Here is a 15,287-nt window from a genome sequence, read left to right on the forward strand (position 1 = left end):
CCCCGCAGTCGCGAACGAAAGGCAAGCACAGTGACCCGCAGACGTTCCGCGATCCTCGTTCTCGAGGACGGGCGCACGTTCCCCGGTGAGGCGTACGGCAGTGTCGGTGAGACCTTCGGCGAGGCGGTCTTCAACACTGGCATGACCGGCTACCAGGAGACCCTCACCGACCCGTCCTACCACCGACAGGTGGTGGTGCAGACCGCGCCGCACATCGGCAACACAGGGGTCAACGGAGAGGACGACGAGTCCGGCCGGATCTGGGTGGCGGGCTACGTCGTGCGCGACCCCGCCCGGATCGGCTCGAACTGGCGGGCCACCGGCTCACTGGAGGACCGGCTCGCCACCGAAGGTGTGGTGGGCATCAGTGGGGTGGACACCCGGGCGCTGACCCGGCACCTGCGCGAGCGGGGCGCCATGCGGGTCGGCATCTCCAGTGTGGACACCGATCCGCAGAGCCTGCTGGCCCGGGTCCGCCAGTCACCGCAGATGGTCGGCGCGGACCTGTCCGCCGAGGTGACCACCGCCCAGCCGTACGTCGTCGAGGCGGTAGGCGAGCACCGGTTCACCGTGGCGGCGCTCGACCTGGGCATCAAGCGCAACGTGCCGCGCCGGCTCGCCGCGCGCGGGGTGACCACCCACGTCCTGCCTGCCTCGTCGAGCATCGACGACCTGCTCGCCACCGGGGCGGACGCGGTCTTCTTCTCGCCCGGTCCGGGTGACCCGGGGACCGCCGACGGGCCGGTGGCGTTGGCCCGGGAGGTGCTGACCCGGCGGATCCCGCTGTTCGGCATCTGCTTCGGCAGCCAGATCCTCGGCCGGGCGCTGGGCTTCAGCACGTACAAGCTGGGCTACGGCCACCGGGGCATCAACCAGCCGGTGCTCGACCGGGCCACCGGCAAGGTCGAGGTGACCAGCCACAACCACGGCTTCGCGGTGCGGGTGCCCGGCGCGGGTGCCGGCGCGGTCGTCCCCGACCAGGTGATCGACACCGAGTTCGGTGGCGTCCAGGTGTCCCACGTCTGCCTCAATGACAACGTGGTCGAAGGGCTGCGGGCGATCGACGTGCCCGCGTTCACCGTGCAGTACCACCCGGAGGCGGCGGCCGGCCCGCACGACGCGGACTACCTCTTCGACCGTTTCGCCGAACTGATCGAAGGCCTGACCCACAGCAGGGGGCGCAGCAATGCCTAAGCGGACCGATCTCAAGCACATCCTCGTGATCGGCTCCGGGCCGATCGTCATCGGGCAGGCCTGCGAGTTCGACTACTCCGGCACCCAGGCCTGCCGGGTGCTGCGCAGCGAGGGGATCCGGGTCAGCCTGGTCAACTCCAACCCGGCGACGATCATGACGGACCCGGAGTTCGCCGACGCCACCTACGTCGAGCCGATCACCCCGGAGTTCGTGGAGCTGGTCATCGCCAAGGAACGCCCGGACGCGATCCTCGCGACCCTCGGCGGGCAGACCGCGCTGAACACGGCTGTCGCCCTGCACGAGGGCGGCGTCCTGGAGAAGTACGGCGTCGAGCTGATCGGTGCCAACATCGACGCCATCAACCGGGGCGAGGACCGGCAGCTGTTCAAGGAGATCGTCGCGAAGGCAGGCGTACGCCTCGGTGTCGACGACCCGGCCGCGCTGGTGCCCCGCTCCCGGGTCTGCCACTCGATGGACGAGGTCGAGGCGACAGTCGCCGAGCTGGGCCTGCCGGTGGTGATCCGGCCGTCGTTCACCATGGGTGGGCTGGGCTCCGGCATGGCGCACACCCCTGAGGACCTGGCCCGCATCGCCGGCGACGGCCTGGCCGCCAGCCCGGTGCACGAGGTCCTCATCGAGGAGAGCGTGCTCGGCTGGAAGGAGTACGAACTCGAGCTGATGCGCGACCGGCACGACAACGTCGTGGTGGTCTGCTCGATCGAGAACATCGACCCGATGGGCGTGCACACCGGCGACAGCGTCACGGTGGCCCCCGCCATGACGCTCACCGACAGGGAGTACCAGCGCCTGCGTGACCTGGGCATCGCCGTGCTGCGCGAGGTCGGGGTGGACACCGGCGGTTGCAACATCCAGTTCGCGGTCAACCCGGTCGACGGCCGGATCGTCGTGATCGAGATGAACCCCCGGGTGTCGCGCTCCTCGGCGCTGGCATCCAAGGCGACAGGCTTCCCGATCGCGAAGATCGCCGCCAAGCTGGCCATCGGCTACACCCTCGACGAGATCCCCAACGACATCACGTTGAAGACCCCTGCGGCCTTCGAGCCGACCCTCGACTACGTGGTCGTGAAGATCCCCCGGTTCGCGTTCGAGAAGTTCCCCGGAGCGGACCCGGAGCTGACCACCACCATGAAGTCGGTGGGCGAGGCCATGAGCCTCGGGCGTAACTTCACCGAGGCGCTGAACAAGGCGATGCGCTCGATGGAAACCGGATCATCTGGTTTCTGGACCACTCCGGACCCGGCGGGCGTCACTCTGGCGGACACCCTCGCCGCGCTGCGCATCCCGCACGACGGCCGGCTGTACACAGTCGAGCGGGCGCTGCGCCTCGGCGCGTCGATCGCCGAGGTCGCCGAGGCGTCCGGCGGGATCGACCCCTGGTTCCTGGACCAGATCGTCGCGCTGATCGAGCTGCGCGCCGAGATCCTGGACGCCCCGGTGCTCGACGCCGACCTGCTGCGCCGGGCCAAGCGGGCCGGCCTGTCCGACCGGCAGCTCGCCGCGCTGCGCCCGGAGTTGGCCGCCGAGGACGGCGTCCGCGCCCTGCGACACCGCCTCGACGTACGCCCGGTCTACAAGACGGTGGACACCTGCGCGGCCGAGTTCGAGGCGACCACGCCGTACCACTACTCGTCGTACGACTCCGAGACCGAGGTCGTGCCGTCGGACCGGCCGAAGGTGCTGATCCTGGGCTCCGGCCCGAACCGGATCGGTCAGGGCATCGAGTTCGACTACTCCTGCGTGCACGCGGTCCAAGCGTTGCGGTCGGCCGGTTACGAGACCGTCATGGTCAACTGCAACCCGGAGACGGTCTCCACCGACTACGACACCGCCGACCGGCTCTACTTCGAGCCGCTGACCTTCGAGGACGTGCTGGAGGCCTGGCACGCGGAGGACTCGTCCGGCCGGGCGGCCGGCGGGCCGGGTGTGGTCGGTGTGGTCGTGCAGCTCGGCGGGCAGACCCCGCTGGGCCTGGCGCAGCGACTCAAGAACGCCGGCGTACCTGTGGTCGGCACCTCCCCGGAGTCGATCCACCTCGCCGAGGAGCGGGGCGCGTTCGGCGCGGTGCTGGCCCGGGCCGGGCTGCGCGCGCCGGCGCACGGCATGGCCACGTCCTACGACGAGGCCAAGGCGATCGCCGACGAGATCGGCTACCCGGTGCTGGTCCGCCCGTCGTACGTACTGGGCGGTCGGGGCATGGAGATCGTCTACGACGACCCGACGCTGCGCGACTACATCGGCCGGGCCACCGACATCTCCCCGGACCACCCGGTGCTTGTGGACCGGTTCCTCGACGACGCCATCGAGATCGACGTGGACGCGCTCTGCGACGCCGACGGTGAGGTCTACGTCGGCGGGGTGATGGAGCACATCGAGGAGGCCGGCATCCACTCCGGCGACTCGTCCTGCGCGCTGCCGCCGATCACCCTCGCCGGCTCGCACCTGGCCGAGGTGCGCCGCTACACCGAGGCCATCGCGCGGGGCGTCGGCGTCCGAGGCCTGCTCAACGTGCAGTACGCGCTCAAGGACGACATGCTCTACGTCCTGGAGGCCAACCCGCGCGCGTCGCGGACGGTCCCGTTCGTCTCCAAGGCCACGGCGGTGCCGCTGGCCAAGGCGGCGGCCCGGATCGCGCTCGGCGCGAGCATCGCCGAGCTGCGCGCCGAGGGCCTGTTGCCGGCGACCGGGGACGGGGGCACCATGCCCGCCGACGCGCCGATCGCGGTCAAGGAGGCGGTGCTGCCGTTCAAGCGCTTCCGTACCCGCGCCGGCAAGGGCATCGACTCGCTGCTCGGGCCGGAGATGAAGTCGACGGGCGAGGTGATGGGCATCGACACCAACTTCGGGCACGCCTTCGCCAAGAGCCAGTCTGCCGCGTACGGGTCGCTGCCGACCGCCGGGAAGATCTTCGTCTCGGTGGCCAACCGGGACAAGCGCGGCATGATCTTCCCGATCAAGCGGCTGGCCGATCTGGGCTTCGAGATCGTGGCGACCACCGGCACGGCCGAGGTGCTGCGCCGGCACGGCATCGCCTGCGAGCAGATCCGCAAGCACTACGAGGCCGGTGAGGGCGACGACGCGGTGTCGCTGATCCTCCGCGGCGACGTGGCGCTGGTGATCAACACGCCGCAGGGTTCGGGTGCCAGTGCCCGCTCGGACGGGTACGAGATCCGCAGCGCGGCAGTCACCGCGGACATCCCGTGCATCACCACGGTCCCCGGCGCGGCGGCGGCCGTGATGGGCGTCGAGGCGCGCATTCGCGGTGACATGCAGGTCCGCCCGTTGCAGGATCTGCACGCCACCCTGCGGGCGGCCCAGTGACAGTGTTCGAGCGGGTGGTGCGGCCCCAGCTGTTCCGCCTCGGCGGCGGGGACGCCGAGGCGGCCCACGAGTGGACGTTGCGGAGGCTTGCCGCGCTCTCCCGGCGTCCGGCGGCGTTGGCGGCCCTGCGGGCCCGTTACGCGGTCCAGGCGCCGCGCACGGTGTTCGGCGTGCGGTTCCCCAACCCGGTGGGGCTGGCCGCAGGCATGGACAAGGACGGCGCGGCACTGCCGGCGTGGCCGGCCCTCGGCTTCGGTTTCGTCGAGGTCGGCACGGTCACCGCGCACGCCCAGCCGGGCAACCCCCGGCCCCGGCTGTTCCGGCTACCGGCCAGCGAGGCGGTGGTCAACCGGATGGGCTTCAACAACGCCGGCGCCGAGGCGCTGGCCGCCCGGCTGGCGGCGCTGCCGCGCCCGCTCGGGGTGCCGCTGGGCATCTCGCTGGGCAAGTCGAAGGTGACTCCGTTGGACGAGGCGGTCGAGGACTACCTGGCCTCGTACCGGGCGCTGCGCGGGCACGGCGACTACTTCGCGGTGAACGTCTCCTCGCCGAACACGCCGGGCCTGCGGTCCCTTCAGGACCGGGCGCACCTGGACGCGCTGCTCGCCGCTCTGGTGGGGGAGAAGCCGGTGCTCGTCAAGATCGCACCGGATCTGACCGACGCGGCCATCGCCGAGCTGCTGGAGGTGTGCCTGGCGCGGGGCGCGGCCGGGGTGATCGCCACCAACACCACACTGGCCCGTGCCGGGCTGGCCACTGTGGACGCCGAACGCGGCGCCGAGGCCGGCGGTCTCTCCGGCCGGCCACTGACCGCGCGGGCCCGCGACGTGGTCGCGTTCGTGCACTCCGAGACCGGTGGCCGGCTGCCGATCATCGGGGTCGGCGGGGTGCTGGACCCGGACGACGCGGCGCGGATGTTCGACGCCGGGGCGGCCCTGGTGCAGCTCTACACCGGCTTCATCTACCGGGGTCCGGCCCTGGTGCGGGCAGCCGCCCGCGCGACGGCCACAGCGGCGGCACCGGACCCGGTCGCCGGCCGGTGACCGCCCGCGGCACGGTGCGGGCCCGGCGCAACAGGCCGTCGAGCCCGCTCCGCGCCGAGGACCACACCCCCACCACCGCCCCTTTGCTCTGCACCCACGGGCGCACCACCTGGCGAGCGACACCCGACCATCGCGTGTCGCGCCCGCGTGTGTCGCGTCTGGGGGTGTCGTGCCCGGGGCTGTCGCCCCTGAGGCTGTCGCACCCGGGGTTGTCGCGCGTGGGGCTGTCACGCCTGGGGGTGCCCCATCCGCAGGCGCCACATCCGGCGGTGTCGCCTCCGGGGGTGCAGAGCAAAGGTGGTGGCGGGGGAGGGGTTCGAGGCCCCCGCGAAAGGTCCGCCGTCCGGACCGTTCCTGGCGCGAAGGAGTACGTGTGACACCCGAGGAGATCCTGGCCGCCGACCGGGCGCACGTCTGGCACCCGTATGCCGCGCTGCCGCCGGCGAACCCGCCGTACGTGGTGCGCAGCGCGGAGGGGGTGCGGCTGCGGCTCGCCGACGGCCGGGAGGTCGTGGACGGGATGTCGTCCTGGTGGGCGGCGATCCACGGGTACCGGCACCCGGTGCTGGACGCGGCGGTCACCGACCAGCTCGGCCGGATGAGCCACGTGATGTTCGGCGGGCTCACCCACGAGCCCGCGGTGCGACTCGCCCAAAACCTGGTCGAGCTGACGCCTGACGGCCTGGAACATGTCTTCCTGGCCGACTCCGGCTCGGTAAGCGTCGAGGTGGCGGTGAAGATGTGCCTGCAGTACCAGCGGGCCGTCGGACGGCCGCAGCGGCGCCGGCTGGCGACCTGGCGAGGCGGCTACCACGGCGACACGTTCCACCCGATGAGCGTCTGCGACCCCGAGGGCGGCATGCACCACCTCTGGGGCGACGTGCTGCCCCGGCAGGTCTTCGCGCCGGTCCCCCCGGGCGGCTTCACCGACCCGCCCGACGAGGCGTACGTGGCGGCGCTCGTGGACACCGTCGAGCGGCACGCCGACGAGGTGGCCGCGGTGATCGTGGAGCCGGTGGTGCAGGGCGCCGGCGGGATGCGCTTTCACCACCCGGGTTACCTGCGCGTCCTGCGCGAGGTGACCCGGGCGCACGGGATCCTGCTGATCTTCGACGAAATCGCCACCGGCTTCGGCCGTACCGGCGAGATGTTCGCCGCCGAGCACGCCGGCGTCACCCCTGACGTGCTGTGCGTGGGCAAGGCGCTCACCGGCGGGTACCTGACCCTCGCCGCGACGCTGTGCACCCCCGAGGTCGCCCGGGGCATCTCCGCGGGCGGCGTGCTGGCGCACGGACCCACGTTCATGGGCAACCCCCTGGCGTGCGCGGTCGCCAACGCCTCCATCGGTCTGCTGCGGGCCGGGGACTGGGCGGCGCAGGTCGCGAGGGTGGGCGCCGGTCTACGCGCCGGCCTGGAGCCGCTGCGCGGCGCGCCCGGGGTGGCGGACGTGCGGGTGCTCGGCGCGATCGGCGTGGTCCAGCTCGACCACGAGGTCGACCTCGGCGCGGCCACCACCGCGGCCGTCGAGCGGGGGGTGTGGTTGCGGCCGTTCCGCGACCTGGTCTACACGATGCCGCCGTACGTCACCGACGACGCCGACCTGGCCCGGATCACGTCCGGGGTGGCGGCGGCGGTGGCGGCCGGCTGACGAGAGAGGAAGTACGCGATGGAGACCTTCGGAACCCGACTGCACCGGGCGGTCATCGAACGGGGACCGCTCTGCGTGGGCATCGACCCGCATCCCGCTCTGCTGGCCCGCTGGGGCCTCGAGGACGACGTCCAGGGTCTTGACCGGTTCACCCGGACCGTCGTGGACGCCCTCGGTGACCGGGTTGCGGTGGTCAAGCCGCAGTCGGCCTTTTTCGAGCGTTTCGGCTCCTGCGGAGTGGCTGTTCTTGAGTCAACTATCCGACAGTTACGTAATGCCGGTTCGCTCGTTCTGCTGGACGTCAAGCGCGGCGACATCGGCTCGACGGTCCAGGCGTACGCCTCCGCGTACCTCGATCCATCCAGCCCGATGTATGTCGACGCGGTCACGGCGAGCCCCTACCTGGGAGTAGGTTCGCTGGCCCCGATGTTCGAGCTGGCAGCCGAGCGCGGCGGCGGTGTCTTCGTGCTCGCCCTCACCTCCAACCCCGAGGGAGCCGCCGTGCAGCGCGCCCGCACGGCCGACGGGCGCACCGTAGCGCAGACCGTGATCGACGAGATTTCCCAGCTCAACAAGGGTGCGGAGCCGCTCGGCAGCTTCGGTTTGGTGGTCGGCGCGACCATCGGTGACACCGGTCACGACCTCTCCGGCGTGGGGGGTCCGCTGCTCGCGCCGGGGCTCGGCGCGCAGGGTGCCGGGGCGGCCGATCTGCGTACCGTCTTCGGTCCGAGCCTCGCCGCGGTGCTTCCCTCGTACTCCCGGGAAGTGCTCTCGGCGGGCCCCGACGTCGCCGGGCTGCGGGCCGCCGCGGACCGGGTGCTCGGCGAGTGTCGGGCCGTTCTGGCTGCCCCGTGACTGACTGACGGCTCGGTCACTTTGTGTTGATCATCACGCGCCCACGTTGCCGAAAGCTCCGTTGACCGCTAGTTTTCCCCGCGCTGGGAACCACGGACCCCTTGGTTCACAGCGACACCACGTTTCACAGATGCGGCGGTGCGCCCCGCCCGCCGCGATAGGGACCTGAGGAGAACTGGTGCCGCTCCCGTCACTGACCCCCGAACAGCGCGCTGCCGCGCTCGAGAAGGCCGCGGAGATCCGCAAGGCCCGTGCCGAGCTGAAGGAGCAGCTCAAGCAGGGCAAGACCACCCTTGGTGCCGTCCTCGAGCGCGCCGAGAGCGACGACGTCGTGGGCAAGCTCAAGGTTTCGGCCGTCCTGCAGGCGATGCCGGGCATCGGCAAGATCCGGGCTACCCAGATCATGGAGAAGCTCAAGATCGCTGACAGCCGTCGCCTGCGTGGCCTCGGCGAGCAGCAGCGCAAGGCACTGCTTGGAGAGTTCGCCGCCAACTGAACCTGGCAGCGTGTAGAAACAAGCAGTGAGCACGGATGACGAGGCGCGCCCGGCGGCTCGGCTCACTGTCCTGGCTGGACCTTCGGGTTCCGGCAGGGAGAGTGTCGTCGAGCTCGTCCGGGCGCGTTCTCCGTCCGTGTGGATCCCGGTGCAGGCCACGACCAGGCCGCGCCGGGAGCACGAGGTGGACGGCGTCGACCGGGTGTTCCTCGCCCCGGCCGAGTTCGACCGCCGGCTCGCCGCCGGCGAGCTGCTGGAGTGGTCAAGGGCCGGCCCACATCGCCGGGGTACGCCGTATCCGCCGCTGCGCGCCCGGCTCGACACCGGGCAGCAGGTGCTGCTCCCGCTCGACCTGCGCGGCGCCCCTCTGATCCGGGCGCGCCTGCCCGACGCCCGGCTGGTGTTGCTGAGCCCGCCCGGGCAACCGCCCGACGCCGCCGTCGTGGGCCGGTTCGACCACGCCCTGACGCACGACCACACCGAGCGGGTCGTCGACGAGCTGGTAGGCTTACTCGGTTCTTCTTATCCGGATCCGGCCTGGTCGCGCGTGCGCGGCTGACCGCCGGCCACCGTTGAGACTCAGCACCGCGTCCGCGCGGCTCGAAAGACGCAGAGGTTAATTCGTGGGATCCATCGCCAACCCCGAAGGCATCACCAACCCGCCGATCGACGAGCTCCTCGAGAAGACGACGTCGAAGTACGCGCTTGTCATCTTCGCCGCCAAGCGGGCGCGCCAGGTCAACGCCTACTACAGCCAGCTCGGTGAGGGCCTGCTCGAGTACGTCGGCCCGCTCGTGGAGACCACCCCCCAGGAGAAGCCCCTCTCCATCGCCATGCGCGAGATCAACGCGGGCCTGCTGACGGCCGAGCCGACCGACCAGCCGTAAGCCCGCAACCGTCGATGTCCGCCTCGATCGTCCTCGGGGTCGGCGGCGGCATCGCCGCCTACAAGGCGTGTGAGCTGCTGCGACTCTTCACCGAGTCGGGCCACCGGGTCCGCGTCGTGCCGACCGCGTCGGCGCTCCGCTTCGTCGGAGCGCCGACCTGGGCAGCGTTGTCCGGCCAGCCGGTCGCCGACGACGTCTGGTCCGACGTGCACGAGGTCCCGCACGTGCGCCTCGGCCAGCAGGCCGACCTGGTGGTGGTCGCGCCGACCACCACAGACCTGCTCGCCAGGGCCGCGCACGGGCTCGCCGACGACCTGCTGACCAACACGCTGCTGACCGCCCGCTGCCCGGTGCTGCTGGCCCCGGCCATGCACACCGAGATGTGGGAGCACCCGGCCACGGTGGCGAACGTCGCCACACTGCGCGCCCGCGGGGTCCGGGTCATCGAGCCGGCCGTCGGGCGGCTCACCGGCGCGGACAGCGGCAAGGGCCGGCTGCCCGACCCGGCGGAGATCTTCGCCGTGGCCCGTCGGGTCCTCGCCCGGGGCGCCTTCGCACCCACCGACGACCTGGCCGGCCGGCGGGTGGTCGTCACCGCCGGTGGCACCCGCGAACCGCTGGACCCGGTCCGCTTCCTCGGTAACCGCTCCTCCGGCAAGCAGGGCTACGCCTTCGCCCGCGCGGCGGTCGCCCGGGGCGCCCGGGTCACCCTGATCGCGGCGAACGTCTCCCTCCCCGACCCCGCGGGGGTCGACCTGGTCCGCGTCGGCTCCACCGCCGAACTGCGCGAGGCGACGGTCAAGGCCGCCGACCAGGCCGACGCGGTGGTGATGGCGGCGGCTCCGGCCGATTTCCGGCCGGCGACGTACGCGCCTGGCAAAATCAAGAAGTCGGACGACGGCGTCGCTCCCACAATCGAACTCGTCACGAATCCGGACATCGCCGCCGAGCTCGGCCAGCGCAAACGACACGGGCAGGTGCTTGTCGTGTTCGCCGCCGAGACCGGCGACGCCGAGGCCAACGGTCGGGCGAAGCTCGCCCGGAAGCGGGCCGACCTCATCGTCATCAACGAGGTCGGCACCGACAAGGTCTTCGGGGCCGACACCAACACGGTGACGGTCATCGGCGCGGACGGCTCGGTCAGCCGGCTGCCGGAGCAGGCCAAGGAGGACGTCGCCGACACCGTGTGGGACCTCGTCGTGGCGCGGCTGGCCGACCGCTCCTGACGGGTGGAACAGGGCGGAACCGATCCCGACACCTGCCGCAGTCGTGACTAGACTGCCGCGGAACGACATCACACGCTTAGGAGTGCCGTGACACGCCGCCTCTTCACGTCCGAATCGGTCACGGAAGGCCACCCGGACAAGATCGCCGACCAGATCAGCGATGGCATCCTCGACGCCCTGCTCGCCGAGGACCCGCACAGCCGGGTAGCGGTCGAGACCATGATCACCACCGGCCAGGTGCACATCGCCGGCGAGGTGACCACCAAGGCGTACGCCGACATCCCGACGATCGTCCGCCGGACCATCCTCGACATCGGCTACGACTCGTCGAAGAAGGGCTTCGACGGTGCCTCCTGCGGCGTCAGTGTCTCCATCGGCGCCCAGTCCGAGGACATCGCCCAGGGCGTGGACAACGCCTTCGAGCTGCGTACCGGCGCGTCGGAGAGCGCGCTCGACGCGCAGGGCGCCGGCGACCAGGGCATGATGTTCGGCTTCGCCTGCTCGGAGACGCCCGAGCTGATGCCGCTGCCGATCGCCCTCGCGCACCGTCTGGCGCGCCGGCTCGCCGCGGTCCGCAAGGACGGCACGATCCCGTACCTGCGCCCGGACGGCAAGACCCAGGTCACCATCGAGTACGAGGGGCTGCGCCCGGTCCGGTTGAACACGGTGGTCGTGTCCAGTCAGCACGCCGCGGACATCTCCCTGGACTCGCTGCTCACCCCGGACGTGCGTGACCACGTCATCGCCCCGGAGCTGGAGAGCCTCGGTCTGGACACCGACGGCTACCGGCTGCTCGTCAACCCGACCGGCCGGTTCGAGATCGGCGGCCCGATGGGGGACGCGGGCCTCACCGGCCGCAAGATCATCGTCGACACGTACGGCGGGTACGCCCGGCACGGCGGCGGCGCGTTCTCCGGCAAGGACCCGTCGAAGGTGGACCGCTCGGCCGCGTACGCGATGCGTTGGGTGGCCAAGAACGTGGTCGCCGCCGGCCTGGCCGAGCGGTGTGAGGCGCAGGTCGCCTACGCCATCGGCAAGGCGCACCCGGTGAGCCTGTTCATCGAGACGTTCGGCACCGAGACGGTGCCCGTCTCCTCGATCGAGAAGGCCGTCGGCGAGGTGTTCGACCTGCGCCCGGCCGCGATCATCCGGGACCTCAACCTGCTCCGCCCCATCTACCAGCAGACCGCCGCGTACGGCCACTTCGGCCGGGAGCTGCCGGACCTGACGTGGGAGAGCACCGACCGGGCCGCCGACCTCAAGTCGGCCGCGGGAGCCTGACCGCCACCAGGCGTAGCGACCGGCGACCCGCGGACGGGTCGCCGGTCGCGCGCGTCTGCGTGGACGTTCCCCTGGCGCACCTGGACCGGCCGTTCGACTACCTGGTGCCTGCCGAGCTGGACGACGTGGCGGTGCCCGGCACCCGGGTGAAGGTGCGCTTCGCGGGGCAGCTCGTCGACGGGTGGCTGCTGTCCCGCGCCGACGACTCCGGGCACACCGGCCGGCTGGCGTACCTGGAGAAGGTGGTCTCCCCGGAGCCGGTGCTGGCGCCGGAGATCGCCCGGCTGGCCCGCGCGGTGGCCGACAGGTACGCGGGCAGCCTCGCCGACGTGCTGCGGCTCGCGGTGCCGCCCCGGCACGCCCGGGTGGAGAAGGAGCCCCGCGACGACGAGCCGACGTCCGTCGCCCCCGCCGAAGGGCCGACCGCCGCCGAGGAGGAGGTCGCTGACCCGGGGGACCCGCGCGGGTGGCGGGACTACCCGACCGGCCCGGCCCTGCTGCGGGCGCTCACCGACGGCCGGGCGCCCCGCGCGGTCTGGTCGGCGTTGCCCGGCGAGGACTGGGCCGCCCGCTATGCCGACGCTGTAGCCGCGACGGTGGCCGGTGGGCGGGGCGCCGTGGTGGTGGTGCCCGACGCCCGCGACCTCGACCGGCTCGACGCCGCGCTCACGGCCGTCCTCGGTCCGGGGCGGCACGTCAGCCTCTCCGCCGCGCTCGGGCCGGCCCGGCGGTACCGGGCGTTCCTCGCCGCCCGGCGCGGGCGGGTGCCTGTGGTGATCGGCACCCGGGCGGCGATGTTCGCCCCGGTGGACCGGCTCGGCCTGGTCGCCGTCTGGGATGACGGCGACGACCTGCACTCCGAGCCCCGCGCGCCCTATCCGCACGCCCGCGACGTCCTGCTCACCCGCGCCCAGCTCGCCGAGGCCGGTGCGCTCGTCGGTGGGTTCGCCCGCACCGCCGAGGCGCAGCTGCTGCTGGAGACCGGCTGGGCGCGGGAGGTCGTGGCGGACCGGGCGACGGTGCGCGCCCGGGTTCCGGCCATCGCGCCGACCGGCGACGACCCCCAGTTGGCCCGTGACCCGGGCGCGGCGACCGCCCGGCTGCCCAGCCTGGCCTGGACGGCCGCCCGGGACGCCGTCCGGGCGGACCTGCCGGTGCTGGTGCAGGTGCCCCGGCGCGGCTACCTGCCGTCGATCGCGTGCGCCGACTGCCGTACGCCGGCGCGCTGCGCGCACTGCGCCGGCCCGCTGGCGCTGCCCTCGGCCGGCGGCACCCCGGCCTGCCGCTGGTGCGCCCGGGTGGCCCCCGCGTACGCCTGCCCGCAGTGCGGGGGGCGGCGGCTGCGGGCCGCGGTGACCGGCGCGCGGCGGACGGCCGAGGAGTTGGGGCGGGCGTTCCCCGGCGTGCCGGTGCGCACCTCGGGGCGGGAGGAGGTGCTCACCGAGGTGCCCGGCGGGGCGGCCCTGGTGGTGGCCACCCCGGGCGCGGAGCCGGTCGCCGAGGGCGGGTACGGCGCGGTGCTGCTGCTCGACTCGTGGGCGTTGCTGACCCGGGCCGACCTGCGGGCCGGTGAGGAGGCTCTGCGGCGCTGGCTGGCCGCGGCAGCGCTGGCCCGGCCGGCCCCGGCGGGCCGGGTGGTGGTGGTCGCCGACGGCGCGTTGGCCCCGGTGCAGGCGCTGCTGCGCTGGGACGCGGCCTGGTTCGCCGTCCGCGAGCTGGCCGAGCGCCGGGAGCTGGGCTTCCCTCCGGCGGTGCGGATGGCGAGCGTCACCGGCCCGGCGGAGGCCGTGGCCGACCTGCTCGCCGCCGCCCGGCTGCCCGTCGATGCCGAGGTGCTCGGGCCGGTGCCCGCCGACGAGGGCCGGGAGCGGATGCTCGTCCGGGTGCCCCGGGCCCGGGCCGCCGCGCTGGCCGAGGCGCTGCACTCGGCCGCCGGGGCGCGGGCCGCCCGCAAGGCCGCCGATCCGGTCCGCCTCCAGGTCGATCCGCTGAGCCTGTTCTGACCGGTTCGGCCGCCGCCGGCGGCCCCCGACCTGCTCGGCGGGGGTGGCGCCCGCACACCGCGTCCGGCTGAGCGCCGCCGCTCGGGTGGTAGCATCGCCCGTCATGCCCGGGCGTACGACGGTTCCTGGTTGCGGTACGGCGTCGAAAGCGCCGGACCGGAGCCACCGCAGGACGGCGACGGTGGCGGGAACGCGTCGGTCGGACGCGATGTCGATGATGTCAAACAGCCGGTTATCAGGGGTGGACCAGTCGTGACCGTTCGACAATCGATCGTCTTCAACGGCGACCTCGGCAGCGGCAAGAGCACCGTGTCGGTGGAGATCGCCAAGCGGCTCGGGATGCGCCGGGTCAGCGTCGGTGACCTCTACCGGGAGATGGCGCAGCAGCGGCAGATGACCGCCCTGCAACTCAACCTGCACGCCGAGCTGGACCAGGCGGTCGACGGCTACGTCGACCAGCTCCAGCGGGACATCGCCGCCTCAGGCGAAAGTCTGATCATGGATTCGCGGCTGGCCTGGCACTTCTTCACCGACGCGCTCAAGGTCCACATGATCACCGAGCCGGGTGAGGCGGCCCGCCGCGTGCTGGCCCGGCCCTCCGGCCCGGCCGAGAGCTACGCCTCGCTCGAAGAGGCCAAGGCCAAGCTCCGCGAGCGCAGCGAGAGCGAGCGCAGCCGGTTCATCGTCAGGTACGGGGTCGACAAGGCCCGCCTGCGCAACTACGACCTGGTGTGCGACACCACCCGCGCGTCGGCTGCCGAGGTGATCGAGCACATCGTCGCCGCGTACGAGGGGACGCTCGGCGCCGAGGTGCTGCGCGACGGCCCGCCGCTGCTGCTGCTCGACCCGGCCCGGGTCTACCCGACCGAGGACATCGCCACGCTGCGCGGACTGTGGGACACCGAGTTCGTCGGTGAGGTCGCCGAGGCCGGTGACGAGGGGCTGGAGCCGTTGAAGATCGGCTTCACGGGTGAGTACTTCTTCGTCGTCGACGGCCACCGCCGGCTCAGCGCCGCCCTGCAGAGCGGCTTCTCCCTCGTGCCGGCCCAGCTCGTCGCGGAGGTCGACGAGCAGGTGGTGGGCGGCATGACCGCCATCGACTACTTCGCCGCGCAGGTGCGTCCCGGCCTGGTCTACGACTGGGAGGCGGCCCACCGGATCCAGCTGCCGCTGCCGGAGCCCGCCCTGCTCGGCGGCGACGCGGTGCTCGCGGGGGACCCGAGCGTCAGCGCCTGACCCGACGTCGGCTCCCGAGCGGGGGTGCCGGGCGCCGGCGGCGTGGGCATGATGGAGCCTTCGACGTATCGACGGGGG

General features: G+C 72.7%; 12 protein-coding genes. All 12 read left to right on the forward strand.

Annotated elements, in window-relative coordinates:
* Positions 1-30 precede the first annotated feature (30 nt).
* Positions 31-1,194 carry a glutamine-hydrolyzing carbamoyl-phosphate synthase small subunit gene (gene carA / locus ACFY1S_RS27235; RefSeq protein ID WP_387123473.1) on the forward strand — a complete coding sequence of 388 codons (1,164 nt, stop codon included), beginning with the start codon at positions 31-33 and terminating at the stop codon, positions 1,192-1,194.
* Complete coding sequence (gene carB, locus ACFY1S_RS27240) at positions 1,187-4,534, forward strand: carbamoyl-phosphate synthase large subunit (protein ID WP_387123475.1); 3,348 nt, start codon at positions 1,187-1,189, stop codon at positions 4,532-4,534. The genes carA and carB overlap by 8 nt, the downstream gene beginning before the upstream one ends.
* Positions 4,531-5,577, forward strand: a complete 1,047-nt coding sequence (locus tag ACFY1S_RS27245; protein WP_364371076.1) for a quinone-dependent dihydroorotate dehydrogenase — start codon at positions 4,531-4,533, stop codon at positions 5,575-5,577. The genes carB and ACFY1S_RS27245 overlap by 4 nt, the downstream gene beginning before the upstream one ends.
* Before the next feature lie 373 nt (positions 5,578-5,950).
* Positions 5,951-7,225 carry an adenosylmethionine--8-amino-7-oxononanoate transaminase gene (locus ACFY1S_RS27250; RefSeq protein WP_387123478.1) on the forward strand — a complete coding sequence of 425 codons (1,275 nt, stop codon included), beginning with the start codon at positions 5,951-5,953 and terminating at the stop codon, positions 7,223-7,225.
* 18 nt (positions 7,226-7,243) lie between these two features.
* Positions 7,244-8,080, forward strand: coding sequence for an orotidine-5'-phosphate decarboxylase (gene pyrF / locus ACFY1S_RS27255; RefSeq protein ID WP_387123480.1), 837 nt, complete (start codon positions 7,244-7,246; stop codon positions 8,078-8,080).
* Between the two features lie 178 nt (positions 8,081-8,258).
* Complete coding sequence (gene mihF / locus ACFY1S_RS27260; RefSeq protein ID WP_007458370.1) at positions 8,259-8,576, forward strand: integration host factor, actinobacterial type; 318 nt, start codon at positions 8,259-8,261, stop codon at positions 8,574-8,576.
* A gap of 25 nt (positions 8,577-8,601) precedes the next feature.
* Positions 8,602-9,135: a guanylate kinase gene (locus tag ACFY1S_RS27265; protein WP_387123482.1), complete on the forward strand. Its 534-nt coding sequence runs from the start codon at positions 8,602-8,604 to the stop codon at positions 9,133-9,135.
* A 64-nt stretch (positions 9,136-9,199) separates the two neighbouring features.
* The gene (gene rpoZ, locus ACFY1S_RS27270) at positions 9,200-9,463 is read left to right on the forward strand and encodes a DNA-directed RNA polymerase subunit omega (RefSeq protein WP_007075826.1); all 264 of its coding nucleotides are present in this window, start codon (positions 9,200-9,202) and stop codon (positions 9,461-9,463) included.
* A 14-nt stretch (positions 9,464-9,477) separates the two neighbouring features.
* On the forward strand, positions 9,478-10,689 hold the full coding sequence (coaBC, locus tag ACFY1S_RS27275) for a bifunctional phosphopantothenoylcysteine decarboxylase/phosphopantothenate--cysteine ligase CoaBC (protein ID WP_387123484.1): 1,212 nt from the start codon (positions 9,478-9,480) through the stop codon (positions 10,687-10,689).
* A gap of 87 nt (positions 10,690-10,776) precedes the next feature.
* Positions 10,777-11,970 carry a methionine adenosyltransferase gene (gene metK, locus ACFY1S_RS27280; RefSeq protein WP_387123486.1) on the forward strand — a complete coding sequence of 398 codons (1,194 nt, stop codon included), beginning with the start codon at positions 10,777-10,779 and terminating at the stop codon, positions 11,968-11,970.
* Positions 11,971-12,029: 59 nt separating this feature from the next.
* Positions 12,030-13,973, forward strand: a complete 1,944-nt coding sequence (locus ACFY1S_RS27285; RefSeq protein ID WP_387123488.1) for a primosomal protein N' — start codon at positions 12,030-12,032, stop codon at positions 13,971-13,973.
* Positions 13,974-14,225: 252 nt separating this feature from the next.
* Positions 14,226-15,209, forward strand: coding sequence for an AAA family ATPase (locus tag ACFY1S_RS27290; RefSeq protein WP_387123490.1), 984 nt, complete (start codon positions 14,226-14,228; stop codon positions 15,207-15,209).
* Positions 15,210-15,287 lie beyond the last annotated feature (78 nt).

Origin of the sequence: Micromonospora sp. NPDC000663 (genome assembly GCF_042898105.1) — a bacterium.
GTDB lineage: Bacteria > Actinomycetota > Actinomycetes > Mycobacteriales > Micromonosporaceae > Micromonospora.

Excerpts from the sequence above, each read along its gene's own strand:
- carB (WP_387123475.1), top strand. The coding sequence starts at position 1,187 with ATGCCTAAGCGGACCGATCTCAAGCACATCCTCGTGATCGGCTCCGGG.
- pyrF (WP_387123480.1), top strand. The coding sequence starts at position 7,244 with ATGGAGACCTTCGGAACCCGACTGCACCGGGCGGTCATCGAACGGGGA.
- coaBC (WP_387123484.1), top strand. The coding sequence starts at position 9,478 with ATGTCCGCCTCGATCGTCCTCGGGGTCGGCGGCGGCATCGCCGCCTAC.